Consider the following 15,446-nt stretch of genomic DNA (forward strand, 5'->3'; position numbering starts at 1 on the left):
TCGGCATGGTTCCGCTGGCGACCTGGCCCCTGTAGAGTTTGAACGGCGCTATGCGCAAAGCGGCTCATGAGTGTCTACGGAAGTCGGGCCGGTCCAAACTCAGAACGCGGCTAGGCCGACGTAGCCACGCCTTTGCAAATGCATCCGCTTGCTGGATGCCCACTTCAGTCAAAGCGATGCTCTCAGGAGCCTGTGTCGGCTCGCCGGCATTGGCAGCGCTTTGTGCGTGTCGTACGAATGTGATCATCCACAAAGCTTACAGGGGAGTTCACCACAGGAATGGCGGCGCGGTCGGCTCAAGTTTTGTTGATTCGTGTCCATGAATAGGTGAGCGACTCGCATCAAAGCCCTTTAAAATCAACGAGGGGCGCGATCCTGCAAAAAGGGACACGAATTAAAAGAGCTGACACAAGACAGCGGCCGTCAATCGTTCCAAAGCCCACGCCTGGCATTGCGCATAATGTATATTATGTTCGCAATACGAAGCCGGACTTTTAGCCGGATAGCACCGCTGCGGCCTGAGCGCGCCACATCCCTGCCGGTTATCGTGACGCGTCACGCTCGCCAGCCACAAACTGGGTCAATTCAGCCGCCGCTGTAATCAACCTGGCAGTTCCTGCAGAAGAACGACCGCCTGGCGGTCAGGCCGAGATAGGCCTTCGTCAGGGGGCCGCCGCAGTTCGGACAGGTGCGCCTGGTGTGCACCTGCCAGTGCTTCTTCAGCTCAAACGCGCGCTTCCACTCGAGAAACTCGAAGCTGTAGAGGCGCGCCTGTTTGATCAGGTCACCCAACTTGCGCGGCGGGAGATCGCCAACGCGGCTCGACGGATGGACGCGGATGCGAAACAGCACCTCGTTCTTGATGATGTTGCCGACGCCTGCAAAGATCGTCTGGTCCAACAGCGCATCACAGACCAGCGCCTCAGGAATCGCCTTGAGCTTGCGCCGCGCGAGCGCTGGATCCCACGCATCGCTCATCACATCGGCGCGCCAGTCGTAGACCTCGTCCAACGGCACCTCGATGAGCTTTACCGAGCACGCATCGAAGTTCAGCTCGCCCGTGTCGAAGCCCAGCGATAGCCTTGGTGGTGAGGGTTTGCGTTCGTCGATGCGCCAGCTGCCGAACATCATCAGATGGACGCGCACACTGAGTCGGCTGAACTCAAGCAGGAAGTGCTTCCCCCAGCTGCGCACTGCCCTGACCCGCCTGCCTTCCAATACCGAAAGGTCCAACTTGCTGTTGCCCTGCACGGTGCGTACGGTCTTGCCTTTGAAGCGCGCGGCCGCCTCGCGTAGCAATACGATGGATGGGCCTTCAGGCATGCTTCGTCTCCTTCAGCAACGTCTGCAGGCGCAGCGCGTTGGGTACGGCAAAGCCGTGCGCGGTGTTGTCCAGGATGATCCAGCTCGCCTCCGGCCGTTCAACCTCCTTGCTGGACGCCGCCAGCGCGGCAAGATCCTCATCGCCGTAGGCGCTGTAGTACATGCGAGGTCGTCCATGCCACCGCCAGTAACTCCAGCGCCTGTCCCCACCAGGATGGGCCGCCTGGGGAATGCGGGGCGGGTCAGCAGCGACCCGGGCGATGCCGTGGCGTTGCAACAGCGCGTCGGCGCTGCGGGTAAACCAGCTGGGGTGACGCGGCTCACAGGCCACGTCCACGGCCGTCCGGCGGCGAAGCGCCTTGAAGAACGCCGCCGCCCTCCGCCCGTCGTACACCAGCGCCGGGGGCAGCTGCAGGAGCAACACACCAAGCCGGTTGCCCAGACACCCGGCGGCGTCGAGGAACTCGTCCAGCAGTCGGCCGGTTGCCTGCAGACCGGCGTCATGCGAGATCGAACGCGGCACTTTCACCGAGAAGCGGAAAGATGAAGGCACGCTCGACGCCCAGCGCGCATAGGTCTCCGAGCGATGAGGTCGGTAGAAGGATGAATTGATTTCAACCACCGAGAAACGCGTTGCATAGCGATGCAGCGCGCTTTCTCCCGCGCCGAACGCAGCGGCAGTTGCCGAGGGTATCGACCAGCCAGCGCAGCCGACCAGGGGAAGTGCTGATCTTTTCATGCCGCTACCCTCCCCCCGCGCGCGTGGGTGGGTGGTGAAAGCGCGTTGGACTATGGATGAAAAGCCACCCCTCGCCCGCCGGTCCTCAGCCGCTATGTGAGCGAAGGATGATTGAGCCGAGCCAGGACGCTGACACCGCCGTGGCGGGTGCCGCACCGCTCCGTACGCCTGGATGCGGAAGATGGGTCCCGTCGCCAATCGGGCGACATTTCCAGGAGTCGAGTGTCATGGCCAACCAGGATCAGAATCAGGACAGCAACCGCGGTTTCGCCTCGATGGATGAAGAAAAGCAGCGGGAAATCGCCTCAAAGGGCGGACGCGCAGCGCACGAATCGGGCAACGCGCACGAGTTCAGCTCGGAAGAGGCACGCGAAGCTGGCCGCAAGGGCGGCGAAGCAGAGAGCCAGGACCGCGAACACATGGCTGACATCGGCCGCGAAGGCGGCCGCGCCAGTGGCGGGAACCAGGGTGGCAACCAAGGTGGCAATCCGCGTGGCAACCAGGGCGGCGGGAACCAGGGCGGTCAGCAGCGCTGATCACGCGGTTACCGATCGCAGGGCCGCGCCGCGACGGCGGGCCCTGCGGTACCTGGTGCACCTGGGTGAGTGCGCGGCAACCTCAGCCGGCCTTGGCCGCAAGCCCTTCGCTGGCCGGCCCTTCGAGCAGTGCGCCGGTGGCCCTGAACCGACTGCCGTGGCACGGACAATCCCAGGTGCGCTCATGGGTATTCCATTGCACCACGCATTTCATATGCGGGCACAGCGGCGACATGGAATGCAGTTTACCCAGCTCGTCACGGTACGCGGCCGTGCGCTCACCATTTATCTCGATCAAGGCGCCCTGCCCGGCCTCAAGCTGGTTGGGGTCATCGCTCGGCGCACTGCCGAGCCGGTCGCCGATCATATGGCGCGCGACCGTCGCATTGGTGCGCGCCCAGCCGGCCGCTGAGCGGACGGGGGTAAAGCGCAGCGGGCTCAGCAGATGCGCCGCTTCGGTTTCGTGACCTTCGATGCCCTCACTGATGGCCTCAGCAGCCACACCCGCCCACGCCAGTCCGTCCGGCCCGTAGCCGGTGGCCATCCAAACGTTGTCGTGTGCACTGCGGCCGATATAGGGCAGCCGGTCTGCGGGTCGAAACTGCTGTGCCGACCAGCAGATCGGTTCGCCGCGAAGTTGGAAATTGCGTTCGGCATCCTGCTGCAGGTGCCGGGCAGGATCGACGAGCGGCGTTTCGCCGGTACGATGCATCTCACCGACCAGCAGCAGCCAGGACTGCCCATCGTCCTGTTCGATCCCGCGCATTGACCGGTGACGGTCGGCAATCCAGTGGATCCCCGCCTCGGGGGCCTGCTCGACAGGAACGGCCAACGCGTATTCTCTGTAGACCTCCATCTCGGCCTGTACCACGTTGAATCCCAACGGCGAGTGCGTTGCCAGTACGAAATGGCGTGCACGTATCGTGCCGCTGCGCGTGCGCGCCACGCCGCCGGCGGGGTCCAGGTCGAGAATCTGGGTCCAGTCATGGATACGCACCCGGCCGCTCAAGCCGATAGCCAGCTGTTCGCAGAACGCGGCCGGGTCAAATTGCGCCTGGTCAGGCACCTGGAATGCATGGGCCAGGGAGAATGGCAGCCCGGACTGCTGGTGTTGGCAGTCCAGGCCCACACGCTGGTAGGCATGCAGCTCGCGCTCGAACTGGGCCGTGGCTTCGCGGCTGCGCTCCTGAACGCCATACTGCATCGGCACGCGCTGGAAACTGCAGCTGATGTCGTGGCGCTGCACCAGCGTTTCAATGGTGCGCACCGCTTCGGAACGCCACTGGGTGATGCGTGCCGCCGTGTCGGTATCCCAGCGTGCGACCAGATCGGCCATGTTCGAGATGGGCGCGTAAAGATTGCCGGTAGACAGGCCGGTGTTACGGCCGCCGATCGGTCCAGCGTCCACCACCATCACCTGTAGTCCGCGATCGGCCAGCCGCGCTGCGGTCAGCAGCCCCGTCATGCCCGCGCCGATGACCAGTACATCAGTCTCTGCGGAGGCACCCAGCAGCACATGCGGGGACTGGCCTGGGCGGCGCTGCCACAGGCTGTGTCGCAGGGTCGGGTTGCTCATGGGGCGGAATCCTTCTTGCTTCGCGGCTCCACACCAGCGTGGACCCTATGCACACGTGATACCGCTGCGCCGGTGAAACGGCGGTGGCCGGGTTGTGCAGGTACTACACACAAGCTGCAACAGAAGATGACCGAAGCCTCCTGATCGCCGACGGGCGGTGTCAAGCGGGCTGCACCTGGGTCGCGGCCCAGCCTGCTGCCCGCGCCCGGGGCCCGCGACTTGCGGGCTGCGCACCCGCGCGTGCGGCGGCGGCGGCCAAGGAGCCGCTGATGCGTTGATTGAGCCCGCGCTGAGCAGGGTCGACGCCGATGATATAGACAAAGCGCCCGTCCACGCGCAGCTGAGCTGCCTCCAGGCCGTCAGTGTCGGCCAGCACGCGCTTAAGCGCTTTGCACCAGGGACGCGGAGCCGCCTCGGCCAGCTCAATCACAGCAACGCACTCGCCGCAATCCAGCGGCATGGTTTCCATGCGGATCACGCGCGGGCCCGCGCTCAAGATGGAGGTCGTCATGGGTGTTCTCCGGTTTCACGTTGCCCGGAATCTTCCACGGTGAGCGCCAAGCGCTCGTCAAAAGCATGTCGCGGCGCCCTGCACGGCAGGTGTGCGGCGCGTAATTGTTAGAGCGACGTCAGCGCGCTGTCCAGACAAACAGGGTGGCTCCCTGCACAGCCCTCGCATCAGCCTCAACTGCGCTGCGCGAGGCTGGTCATCCCCGACCATCGAGATGCCGTCATGCGCCCTGCCTACTCCTGCGCCCTCCTGCTTCCGTTGATCTTCATCGCCGCCCTCCCCGCTGCAGCGGCGCAACCGAGGCCTTCGCCTGCGGTCGAACGGTCAGGCCAGGGCGTCCAGGACGGTGCGCATGTGGACCAGCCCGCCGCACTCGGCGTGTTGCAGGCGATCAATTCCGGCGAGGTAGCGGCCGGCCGGCTCGCCGTGGCCCAAGCCCGCGACGGGCGCACCCGGGCCTACGCCCAGCAGATGATCGACGAGCACACGCAGAACAACCGCATGCTCGGCAAATGGAACGCGGACAGCCGTACCGCACCGGCACAGGCCAAGGCTGCCGACGCTGCGCGCTCGCTGGCCATGCTCGAGCGCGCGAAGGGCGCCGCCTTCGATGGGGCCTATCTGCAGGCCATGGTGACGGACCATCAGGCGGCGCTGCAGACGCTGGACAACACGCTGATACCCGCCGCGCACGACGCAGAGGTGAAGGCGTTTCTGCAGACCACCCGCGACCACGTCCGCACGCACCACCAACTGGCGCAGCGACTGCTGGAGCAGTTGGCAGCCAAGCGCACCGGCACGACGCCCCAGGCAGAACAGCGGCCGCCCATCATGGCGGCGTCAACGCGCGAAGCCGGGCACGAAGACTGGCCAAGGTGAGCTCGCCGACATGGATGTCAAGCAGGCGGCCCTGCTGGTCGAAGAACAGGGTCGTAGGCAGGACCTGCGCGTTGAACGCGTGCATGGTCGCGCTGTCAGGGTCCCGGTAAACGTTGGCAAGCTTCAGCCCTTGGTTGTGAAGGAAGGCGTTGACCTCCTCGGCCGATTCACCCTGGTTGAGCATCGCGAACGTGACGCCCGGGATCGTCTGCTGCGCCTGCGCAAATGCGGGCATTTCCCGTCGGCACGGTGCGCACCAGCTCGCCCAGAGGTTGACCACAACCGGTTGGCCGTGGGTCGAGCGCAGGTCCGCATGCGCCCCCGCCACGGTCAGCGCCGCCACGCTCTCCAGTCCGGGCCCTGAGCGGACATGCCGCTGCTGAAGCGCAGAAGCGCCGATCCATACCAGTGCGCCCAAGGCGAGCGCGACCAGCACCGGGCCGCGACACGGCCGTCGCCGACGCGTCATCAGCAGCGCAACCAACGCCGCGCAGATCAGCCCCGCCTGCCACATGAACCCGCCATCGCCCAGCGCCAGCATCGACCACAGCTGCCCGGCGTAGTCCCGCCAGTGCATCGCAACGAAGGCCAGCCGTGCGGCGACCAATCCTGCAAGCACAGCATCAAAAACAATCGATGCGGCCGCGCGCGGCTGGTAGCCCGCTTGCCTGACGGGCCAGAACCGCGCGACAAGCCAGGCAAGCAATGCGCAGCCGGCCAGGACGATCACGTGGATGGAAAACGGACCAACACTGCTCACAGATGGGGATTCCCGATGGCGGCACTGGGCAGGGTAATACAGCCTGCCGCCATCTGACCGGGTAGCGGCCGGCGACGGGTCGAACCCGTCACCGGCCATGCGTCACGCTGGCTCGGCCGCCTGCGGACGGTGCTGTTCTCGACGTCGGTGCACCCAGTAATAGAGCGTCGGCAACACCAACAGGGTGAGCAGCATTGCCGACATCAGGCCGCCGATCACCACCACCGCCAGAGGTTTCTGTGTCTCGGCGCCGATCGCGCTGGAAGTTGCCATCGGCAGCAGGCCAAACATCGCCAGCAGCGCGGTCATCAGTACCGTGCGCAGTCGCTGCAGTGAGCCGTCGATCACCGCCTGCAGCAGGGGTAATCCCTGCTCGCGCAGCTGTCCGAACCGACTGAGCATGATCACCCCGTTGAGTACCGCCTGCCCGAACAGGGCGATGAAGCCGATCGCGGCCGACACCGACAAAGGAATGCCCGTCAGCCAAAGTGCCAAAATGCCGCCAATGAGCGCCAGCGGTACGTTGGCGAGAATGAGCGCTGCGTTGGTGAAGTCCTTGAAGGCGTCAAACAGCAGCACGAAGATGATCAGCACCGACAGCGGCACCACCCAGCCCAGTCGCGCCATGGCCCGTTGCTGGTTCTCGAACTCGCCGGACCACTCCACACGATAGCCCTCGGGCAGCACCAGTCCACTTTCAACACGCTGGCGCATGTCGGCAACGACGCTGCCCATGTCCCGGCCAGCGATGAACACGCTGACTGCCTTGACCCGCTGCGCGTTCTCGCGCGAGATGTTGATCGCCCCGCTGGCCACGGTGAAACCGGCCACATCGCCCAGCGTCACCGTGTGTCCGCTGCCGGTGGCAACCGGTACGTCCGGCAGCCGCTGCACGCTGCGATCAGCGTCATCCAGCCGCAGCGTGATGGGGTAGCTGCGTTCGCCCTCCCACAACTGGCCGACTTCGCGGCCGCCCACAGCGGTTTCGATCACCTCGCTGATATCACTGACGTTCAGGCCGTGGCGCGCGGCACGGTCACGGTCCACCTCGACCTGCACCTGGGGCAGCATGCCGTCGCGGTCGATGAAGGCGCTTTCCACGCCGTCAACCCCCCGCACCATCTCCAGCACGGCGCGCGCCTGCTGGGTAAGTATGTCCAGGTCATCGCCGCTGACCTTGATGACCACCTGGCCCTTGATCTGCGAAATGCTCTCCAGGATGTTGTCGCGTACCGGCTGTGAAATGGAGAACTCAGGGCCGGGAATGCGCGACTCGAGCAGCTGCTGCATCTGCGCCACCAGCTCGCGCTTGTCGCGCTTCTGCGGCCATTCCTTTTCCGGCTTGAGCGCAACCAGCGCCTCGATCTGGTTGGCGCCCTTGGCGTCGGAGCCATCCTCAGGCCGGCCGAGCTGGGCCACCACCGTGGAGACCTCCGGGAACGTGCCGACCAGTGCGCGGATGCGGCCGGACTGCTGCTGGGCTTCGGCCAGGCTGGTGCTCGGGTCGAGTGTAGCGGTCAGCCAGATCGAGCCTTCGTCGAGCTCTGGCAGAAACTCCGAGCCGAGCCGGCTGCCCAGCAACAACGTGCCGGCCAGCAGCATCACCGCGGTCAGCAGCACTGCCTTTGGGCGCGCCAGCGAGCGCTCAAGCCACGGCCGGTACCAGCCGGTCAGCCGCCTCATCAACGGATTCTCGCCCTTCATCCGCTCCTGTCGCAGCCACCAGTAACACAGCAGCGGCACCACGGTCAGCGCCAGAATCAGCGCGCCGATCAATGCCGAGGTCACCGAATAGGCCATCGGCGCGAACATCCGTCCCTCCTGCCGCTGCAGGGTAAAGATCGGGATATGGGCAGCGATGATGATCAACATCGAGAAGAACGTGGGCCGCCCTACTTCCGAGGCCGCCGAAAGCACGGTATTGAAGCGCGTTCTGCGATCACTTCCGGCAGGCAGCGCCGACAGTCGCGACACCACGTGCTCGGTCACGATCACCGCTCCGTCGATGATGATGCCAAAGTCCATGGCGCCCAACGAGAGCAGATTGGCCGGCACGCCCCACAGGTGCAGCCCCAGGAATGTCGACAGCAGCGCCAGTGGCATCATCGCCGCCACGATGAGCGCCGCGCGGGCGTTGTACAGGAACAGCCACAGCACCAGGAAGACCAGCACCGCGCCTTCGAGCAAATTGCGGAACACGGTCTTGAGCGTGGTGGAGACCAGCCAGGAACGGTCGTAGAACGGTTCGATGCTGACCCCGGCCGGCAGCTGGCTGCTCTGCAGCTCGGCCACTCTGGCATGCAGGGCATCGAGTACGTCAGAAGGGTTCTCGCCCTTGCGCATCAACACCATGCCGAACACAGCGTCGTCGTTGTCGTCCTGCCCCACCAGACCCTGCCGTGGCAGGCCGGCGTCGGCGACACTGGCCAGGTCACGCACCAGGATCGGGGTGCCGCCATGTTCGGCGACCACAACGGTGCCGATGTCCGCCGGTGAACGCATCAGGCCGACGCCGCGCACAAGGAACTGCTGCTGCCCCCGTTCGACGTAGCCGCCGCCGGCATTGGCGCTGCCCTTTTCCAGCGCCTCGCTGAACTCGGCCAGGCTGATGCCGCGGTCACGCAGCTTGTCCAGGTCGGGCTTGACCTGGAAGGTGCGCACATAGCCGCCAAAACTGACGACATCAGCGACACCCGGCACGGTGCGCAGCCCGCGCTCCATCGTCCATTCCTGGATCGAGCGCAGCTCGGTGGAGCTCAGGTGCGGCCCTTTCAGTACGTAACGGTAGATCTCACCCACCGCCGAGCTCATCGCCTCCAGTTCCGGCTGCACGCCCTCGGGAAGGTCCACGCCCTGCAGGCGTTCGAGCACCTGGGTTCGGGCGAAGTAGTCGTCGGCGCCGTCATCGAAGGTCAGAATGATCATCGACAGGCCGAACTGGGTGTGCGAAAACACGCGCACGGAGTGCGGAATGCCCGCCAGGGCCACTTCCAGCGGCATCGTGACCTCGCGCTCCACCTCCTCGGCCGCACGGCCAGGATGCAGGGTGACCACGGTGACCTGCACATCGGAGACATCGGGGAAGGCTTCAACCGGCAGCACACGAAACGCAGCCACGCCGCCGCCGATGAACAGCAGCAGCGCCAGCATCACCATCAACGGCTGACGCAGGCAGTAGTGGATCAAGCGATCAATCATGACGCAGCCTTGGCGGTGTCGGTGTCGGTGTCGGTGTCAGTGGCCGCCGCTGCGGTGGTCGCAGGTGCGGTATCGAGCAGCTGCTGCAGCAGCAGGCCACCCCGGGTCACCACGCGGCTGTCCTCGGCCAGGTCCTTCTGTATCCACAGACGGCCATCACCCAGTTCGCGCGTCTGCACCTGCAGTTGCTGGTAACGCCCCTGCCCCTGGTCGATGAACACCACCTGCCGGCCTTCAATGACCAGCACCGCCGAGGCCGGCACGATGACGCCGCCCTGCGCAGGCACCGCTACCGCCGCGCGCACGTACTGGCCGGCCTTGAAACGGCGTGCGCTGTTGTCCAGGCGAGCGCGCGCCTGGACAACGCGGCGCTCGCTGTCCACATAGTCGTCCACATAGGTCAAGGTCGCCTGCGCCGCCTCGCCCAGTCCCGCCTCGACGGTCACCGCTTGGCCCGGCTGCAGCTGCCCAGCCACGCCCTCGGCGGCATCAAGCACCAGCCACAGCCGGTCTGGATCGCCGACCACGGCCAATGGCCGCTCGGCATCGGGACTGACATGCATCCCCGGGCTCATCCGCCGCTCGACCAGAACGCCGTCGATCGGCGAGCGCAGCGGCAGCCGCTGGTCAACGCGATCCCCGTTGCCGTGGCTGCGCGCGAACGCAACACTGCGCGCATGTTCAGCCTGGCTGGCGGCGAACGCCGACTCGGCCTCTTCCAGTTCGCGCGAAGAGGCGACACCGGCCTGCTGCAGCTCGCGCATGCGGGTCAGCTCGCTGCGCGCCTGGCGCAGCTCCGCTCGTCCGCGCGCGCCTTCGGCCTGCGCCTGTCCGAACTCGGCCGAGTCGATCCATGCAATCACCTGCCCTGCCTTGACCTTCTGCCCGGGTTCGACCTCGAGCGAGGCAATCTGACCCGGCAGTGGGGCGTGCAATGCGCTTGAGTGGGTGGGGTCCCATTCCACACGCCCGGGCAGCGTCAGCGTGGCGGCCGCCGCAGGTTCGACGCGCTCGCTGCCGAGCACCTCACGCTGGGGGCTGTCGGCGGCGAAGGCGATGGTGGTGCCCTGCACCTGCGGCCCATCAGCAGCGAAGTCCACCGGCGCGCGGGCGCACGCTGCCAGCAGCAGCGCGCACGCCAGGCCGCCCGGGGCCGCGATGCGGCCAGACAGGATACGGTTCACAGGGTCTCTCCTTGTTGTACGTGTGTAGCCGCGCGAAGGCGCGCCAGCGCGATGGCGTGCCCTGCACGCGCATCGATCAGTTCGGTTTCCAGCTCGCGCCAGCTGCGGCGTGCATCAAGCAGGTCGGTCAGGCTCGCCGCACCGCGTCGGTACGCCAGTTCCATGCCTTCCAGGCTGCTGCGGGCGCCAGCGGCGGCCATCGCCTCATAGGCCTGGCGCCGTTCAACGGCTGCCATTGCATCCAGCCGGAGCTGCTCGATCTCGCTGCGCATCTGGCGCTGGCGCTGCTGCAGTTCAAGTTCGGCCAGGTCACGCTCTGCGAGCGCGCGGGCCTGCTCGCCCTGCCAACGTGCACGTCCGCCCAGTGGCACGCTGAGCGTGACGCCCCAGGTGACGCCACTGATGTCCTCCGGCTCGCGCTCCATCTCCAGGCCCACCTGCACGTCGCGATGGCGACCGCTGCGTGCCAGTGCGACCCCGGCTTCGGCCGAGCGCAGGCGCTGCGCTGCGGCACCGACATCGCTGCGTTCGGCAAGCGCGGTTCCCGGCGCTCCGGAGCCGACGTCCTGTTCAACGTCGGGCCATGGGTCATCGGCGCGCAGGGCGTCACCTGTTTCAAGCCCAAGCAGCAAGGCAAGTTCCGCGCGGGCCGCGCGCAGGGCGTGCTGCGCCTGGCGCGCCTGGTCGGCCACGGCGAGGTCGTCTGCCGCCAGCCGGGTCAACTGCAGCGGCGCCATCGCGCCGGTGGCGACCTCGTGCCGTGCCGCGCGCAGCGCTTCGGCCGAGGCGTCCAGATTGTCCTGCGCGAGCTGTGCGACCTCTTCGGCTGCCTTCAACTCGAAGTAGTGCTCGTGCAGGTCCAGCTCCTGCAGGCGCTGCGTGTCCAGCAGATCGAGATGACTGGCCTGCAGGCTGGCATTGGCCTGTGCGGTGCGCAGGCGGCGCTTGCCGCCGCGCTCCCAGGTCCATTCCAGCCCTAGCGTGCTGTCGATGCGCTTGTGCTGCCAGCGTCCACTGCCGATGCCATGATGCGGGCTGATCTTGCTGCTGCCGATGGAGAGCTCGGGCTCGGGGCGCAGGCCTGCCAATGCGGCGTCGGCGCGCGCTCCACGCACCTCGGCAGCAGCACCAAGCAGTTCGGTATTGCGTTCGCGCATGAGCTGGCGCGCGTCGGAAAGACTCATCGCAGTTGCTGCCGGCGCGAACAGCAAGGCGCCCAGCAGGACCGCGCCGCGAGTGGGAAGATTCATCCGCACACGGTAAGGTGCGGCACTTGCGCCCCGCTTTCTCCAACCTTTCGCCAAGCTTTCGATGCGTATTCTGCTGATTGAAGACGATGCTGCCCTGGCCGATGGCCTGATGCGCGCCCTGGGCGGCGCCGGCCACGCCTGTGATCACCTTGAGCGCGGCCTTGATGCGCCAGCGGCGTTGCTGTCCGCGCCGTACGATGTGCTGGTACTCGACCTTTCGCTGCCGGATATCGATGGCCTGGACCTGCTGGCGCGCCTGCGCCAGGACGGGGTAACGCTGCCGGTGCTGATTCTCACCGCACGCGACAACGTAGAGGACCGTATCATCGGGCTGGATGCAGGCGGCGATGACTACCTGGCCAAGCCATTCGCACTCGGTGAGCTGGAGGCACGGCTGCGCGCACTCGCGCGGCGGCGCTCCGAAAGCCCCGCGCTGCGCCAGCTCGGCCGCCTGGCCTTCGACACAGGATGCCGCGAGATCACCGTCGAGGGTGCGCCGCTTGAACTCACCGCGCGCGAACTTGCGCTGTTCGAGGTACTGATGCAACAGCCCGGTCGCATTGTCACCAAGCAGCGCCTGTTCGATGCGGTCTACAACTGGGAGGCTGACACCCGGCTGGCCGCCATTGAAGTTCACATCAGCCGCGTGCGCCGGAAGCTGGAGCTGGCCGGTGCAGGCGTTGGCATCCGCATGATGCGCGGACTGGGCTATCGGCTCGAGGCGGTCGATGGGTAAGCACATCGACAGCCTGCAGGGGCTGCTGCTGCGCCGGGTCGGCCTGCCTCTGCTCGGCCTGCTCGTATGCAGCGGTATCGGATCATTCGCGCTGGCGCGGCACTACGCGGGCGAGGTGTACGACCGCTGGCTGCTCGACTCGGCGATGTCGCTGGCCGAGCTGGTTGAGGTCGACCAGGGGCGTCCACACATGCGGGTCAGTGCACGGGTCTCGCGCATGTTCACCTGGGATACCGTCGATGAAGTTCACGGTGAAGTACTGGCGGGCGACGGGCGGCGCATCTATGGCGATCTTGCCCAGCCCTTGCCCGGCCCCCCTGCTGCCGAAGGCGAGCGACCGCAGTACTACGATGCCCAGCTGCGCGGCCAGCCGGTGCGCATGGTCGAAGTGATGCGCAGCGTCGAAGGCGGCGGCTGGGTGCGTCTGCGCGTGGCCGAGACCCTGCGCAAGCGGGCCCGGCTGGAGCAGAAGCTGCTGCTGTCGAGCCTCCCGCTGCAGGGCGTGATCCTCGCCTTGGCGGCATGGCTGGCGTGGCGCAGCACGCGTGCGGCGGCCCGTTATACCAACGCGGTTGCGCACCAGCTGTCAGCACCGCGGCCGGATGCGCTGGCCCCGCTGGTGCCACAGCGCGAAGCGCCACGCGAACTATGGCCAGCCGTTGAAGCGTTCAACGCGCTGCTGCGACGTCTGGCAGCGATGCAGCAGGCCCAGCAGCGCTTTGTCAGCAACGCCGCTCACCAGCTGCGCACGCCACTGGCCACGATGCAGCTCGAGCTGGAAAGTGCGCTGCGGCTTGACGATTCAAACGCACGGCAGGCGGCGCTTTCGGGCGTCGTGGCGAGCCTCACCCGACTGCGCCATCTGGTCCATCAGCTCTTGCTTCTGAGCCGCTCCGAGCCAGGTGACGCTGCTGTAGTGACCTTGCGACCCACCGATGTGGCCCTGCTGGCCCGTGACCTGCTCGAGCGTTTCATGGACCGCGCGGTGGCGGCCGGGGTCGATCTTGGCTATGAAGGGCCCGATGAAGGCGCCATCGTTGATGCCGAGCCCGAACTGCTGCGTGAAGCGCTTGCCAACCTGCTCGACAACGCCCTTCGATATGGACGCCGGCGTGGTGTGATCACGCTGCGCGTAGCGCTGCGCGCTGAGGTGTGCGAAGTGCATGTCGACGACGACGGGAGCGGCATCCCCCCCGCCCAGCGCGCCCTGGTGACCGAGCGCTTCTACCGGGCCCACCCGGAAACCGACGGCTGTGGACTGGGGCTTGCCATCGTCTCGGAGATCGCGCGCCTGCACGGCAGCCGTGTGGGCATCGCCACGTCGCCGCTGGGCGGCGCACGCATCAGCCTGCAGCTGCCCGCCGCGAGCTGTTGATCGCCAGCGTTACTGGCGCTGCAGCCAGCGCAGCGCTTCATCCAGTGCCGCGCCCTGTGCTGCCGGTTGCGCTGGCATCAGCTCGTGGCCGTAGCGTATGCCCGCGCCATCGACGAAGGCCACCGTGGTCAGTTGCAGCACGCTGCCGTCGAGCAGGGTGAAGCCGCGATTGCCGGTGGACAGGCCCGCCGTGGGCTCGCCAAAACTGCGCGTACGCGGGCGGGCGCGGAATGCAACGGCCACCGCTTCGCCTGAACTGGCGGTGCGCGGGCTGGTGAGCACCGCCACCGGCAGCTGGCTCAGGTCCGCCACCTGGGCGGAGCCGGATGACACCCGGGTGCGCCAGGCAGTGCGCCGGCCCGCCCGGTCTTCGAACGCACCGGCGGGGTGCCCGCGCAGCAGCGGCTCCAGCCCCGCCAGCATCGGCCACATCGCGCCCCCGGTGTTCCCGCGCAGGTCCACCATCCAGCCACGCACGCCGTAACGGTGCCCTTCCTGCAGCGCGCTGAGCAGCGCCGTCGTGTACTGCCGTGTCACCTCGGCATCGCCGCCGAGCACACCCGGCACCTCCAGATAGCCCCAGCTGCCTTCAAGCAGTTCCCAGCGCGGCGGCTGGAAGCGGGCGCGCGACTGCTGCGGCAGCGCCTGCATCTGGACCGGATCGACCAGGAAGCTGTGGTTGTCTCCAAGCGCCCTGAGCAGATGGCGGACCGCACGGCGGGCCTCGCCCGGCGTCGCCTGGGGCATGGGCCGCCAGCGCGCCACCTCCCTGTCGCTCAGCCGCGGCGCCTGCAGTGCATGCTGCGCCATCAGGGCAGCAGCCTGGTCGTACAGCGCTACCGCATCCACATCAGGCTGCTGCAGCGCGTCGACCGGGGACAGCCGGATCGCATGGGCATCGACCTGGCCACCGCCAAGCACCACGACGGCCAGCTCGATCAGGCCCGCCTCGGCGGGAACCGCAAATTCCAGCCGCGTGTGCCGAAGGCCTGCGGGCGCAACGATACGACGCTGCACACGCTCAAGGCGGCGTTGTCCGGCGAACGCAGAGAGGGTCAGCATCACCTGCCCTGCACTTGCCCGACCCCCATCGATCGTGAGCGCATACGCGGCGCGCTCACCGGGTCGTCGTTGCAGCGCAAAGGCACGACCACAGTCGTGCATGTCCGTGCCCAGCCTGAGCGCAGCGCCGCTCGGGTCCAGCGGCGAGCCCGTCACTCTCGCCGTACAGGCATGGCCAAGCGCGCGCCAGCCGCTGCGCCATGGGTTGTCGGCCAGCACTGCCAACGCGATGCTCGCACAGGCGATGAGCACCGTGCCGAGCAGCAGCAGCCATTTTCCTGCCGGCACCAGCCAGCGTCGCAACGCGAGCATCCCTG

Annotated in this window: 13 protein-coding genes; 4 read left to right on the forward strand and 9 right to left on the reverse strand. The window is 66.9% G+C overall.

What is annotated here, in order from left to right:
- Positions 1-585 precede the first annotated feature (585 nt).
- Together RZA67_RS08240 and RZA67_RS08245 are read right to left on the reverse strand one after the other, a co-directional pair.
- Positions 586-1,323: a DNA-formamidopyrimidine glycosylase family protein gene (locus RZA67_RS08240; RefSeq protein ID WP_317212217.1), complete on the reverse strand. Its 738-nt coding sequence runs from the start codon at positions 1,321-1,323 to the stop codon at positions 586-588.
- Positions 1,316-2,062 (reverse strand): DUF72 domain-containing protein, encoded by a 747-nt coding sequence (locus RZA67_RS08245; protein ID WP_317212218.1) that lies wholly within the window; start codon positions 2,060-2,062, stop codon positions 1,316-1,318. The genes RZA67_RS08240 and RZA67_RS08245 overlap by 8 nt, the downstream gene beginning before the upstream one ends.
- Before the next feature lie 227 nt (positions 2,063-2,289).
- Between RZA67_RS08245 and RZA67_RS08250 the strand changes: the two genes are divergently transcribed.
- Entirely contained in the window at positions 2,290-2,598 is a 309-nt protein-coding gene (locus RZA67_RS08250) for a KGG domain-containing protein (RefSeq protein ID WP_317212219.1), read from the forward strand.
- Positions 2,599-2,680: 82 nt separating this feature from the next.
- Here RZA67_RS08250 and RZA67_RS08255 read toward each other — a convergent pair whose 3' ends face one another.
- Together RZA67_RS08255 and RZA67_RS08260 are read right to left on the reverse strand one after the other, a co-directional pair.
- Complete coding sequence (locus RZA67_RS08255) at positions 2,681-4,174, reverse strand: FAD-dependent oxidoreductase (protein WP_317212220.1); 1,494 nt, start codon at positions 4,172-4,174, stop codon at positions 2,681-2,683.
- Between the two features lie 160 nt (positions 4,175-4,334).
- Entirely contained in the window at positions 4,335-4,685 is a 351-nt protein-coding gene (locus tag RZA67_RS08260) for a hypothetical protein (RefSeq protein WP_317212221.1), read from the reverse strand.
- 222 nt (positions 4,686-4,907) lie between these two features.
- Between RZA67_RS08260 and RZA67_RS08265 the strand changes: the two genes are divergently transcribed.
- A complete protein-coding gene (locus RZA67_RS08265) occupies positions 4,908-5,564 on the forward strand; it encodes a DUF4142 domain-containing protein (protein ID WP_317212222.1) in 657 nt (218 codons plus the stop codon).
- On the opposite strand, the gene RZA67_RS08270 is transcribed toward RZA67_RS08265, so the two are convergent.
- The 4 genes from RZA67_RS08270 to RZA67_RS08285 are packed head-to-tail and all read right to left on the reverse strand — an operon-like array spanning position 5,515 to position 11,956.
- Positions 5,515-6,423 (reverse strand): prolipoprotein diacylglyceryl transferase family protein, encoded by a 909-nt coding sequence (locus RZA67_RS08270; RefSeq protein WP_317212223.1) that lies wholly within the window; start codon positions 6,421-6,423, stop codon positions 5,515-5,517. The genes RZA67_RS08265 and RZA67_RS08270 overlap by 50 nt on opposite strands.
- Positions 6,424-6,426: 3 nt before the next feature.
- Positions 6,427-9,522 (reverse strand): CusA/CzcA family heavy metal efflux RND transporter, encoded by a 3,096-nt coding sequence (locus RZA67_RS08275; RefSeq protein ID WP_317212224.1) that lies wholly within the window; start codon positions 9,520-9,522, stop codon positions 6,427-6,429.
- Positions 9,519-10,706, reverse strand: coding sequence for an efflux RND transporter periplasmic adaptor subunit (locus tag RZA67_RS08280; protein WP_317212225.1), 1,188 nt, complete (start codon positions 10,704-10,706; stop codon positions 9,519-9,521). The genes RZA67_RS08275 and RZA67_RS08280 overlap by 4 nt, the downstream gene beginning before the upstream one ends.
- A complete protein-coding gene (locus RZA67_RS08285) occupies positions 10,703-11,956 on the reverse strand; it encodes a TolC family protein (RefSeq protein ID WP_317212226.1) in 1,254 nt (417 codons plus the stop codon). The genes RZA67_RS08280 and RZA67_RS08285 overlap by 4 nt, the downstream gene beginning before the upstream one ends.
- Positions 11,957-12,017: 61 nt before the next feature.
- Here RZA67_RS08285 and RZA67_RS08290 point away from each other — a divergent pair, with 61 nt between their 5' ends.
- Positions 12,018-12,692 carry a response regulator transcription factor gene (locus RZA67_RS08290; protein ID WP_317212227.1) on the forward strand — a complete coding sequence of 225 codons (675 nt, stop codon included), beginning with the start codon at positions 12,018-12,020 and terminating at the stop codon, positions 12,690-12,692.
- Complete coding sequence (locus tag RZA67_RS08295; protein ID WP_317212228.1) at positions 12,685-14,067, forward strand: sensor histidine kinase; 1,383 nt, start codon at positions 12,685-12,687, stop codon at positions 14,065-14,067. The genes RZA67_RS08290 and RZA67_RS08295 overlap by 8 nt, the downstream gene beginning before the upstream one ends.
- 9 nt (positions 14,068-14,076) lie before the next feature.
- Here RZA67_RS08295 and RZA67_RS08300 read toward each other — a convergent pair whose 3' ends face one another.
- Positions 14,077-15,441 (reverse strand): S41 family peptidase, encoded by a 1,365-nt coding sequence (locus RZA67_RS08300; RefSeq protein ID WP_317212229.1) that lies wholly within the window; start codon positions 15,439-15,441, stop codon positions 14,077-14,079.
- Positions 15,442-15,446 lie beyond the last annotated feature (5 nt).

The sequence above is a fragment of the Stenotrophomonas sp. C3(2023) genome, from assembly GCF_032911385.1.
GTDB lineage: Bacteria > Pseudomonadota > Gammaproteobacteria > Xanthomonadales > Xanthomonadaceae > Stenotrophomonas.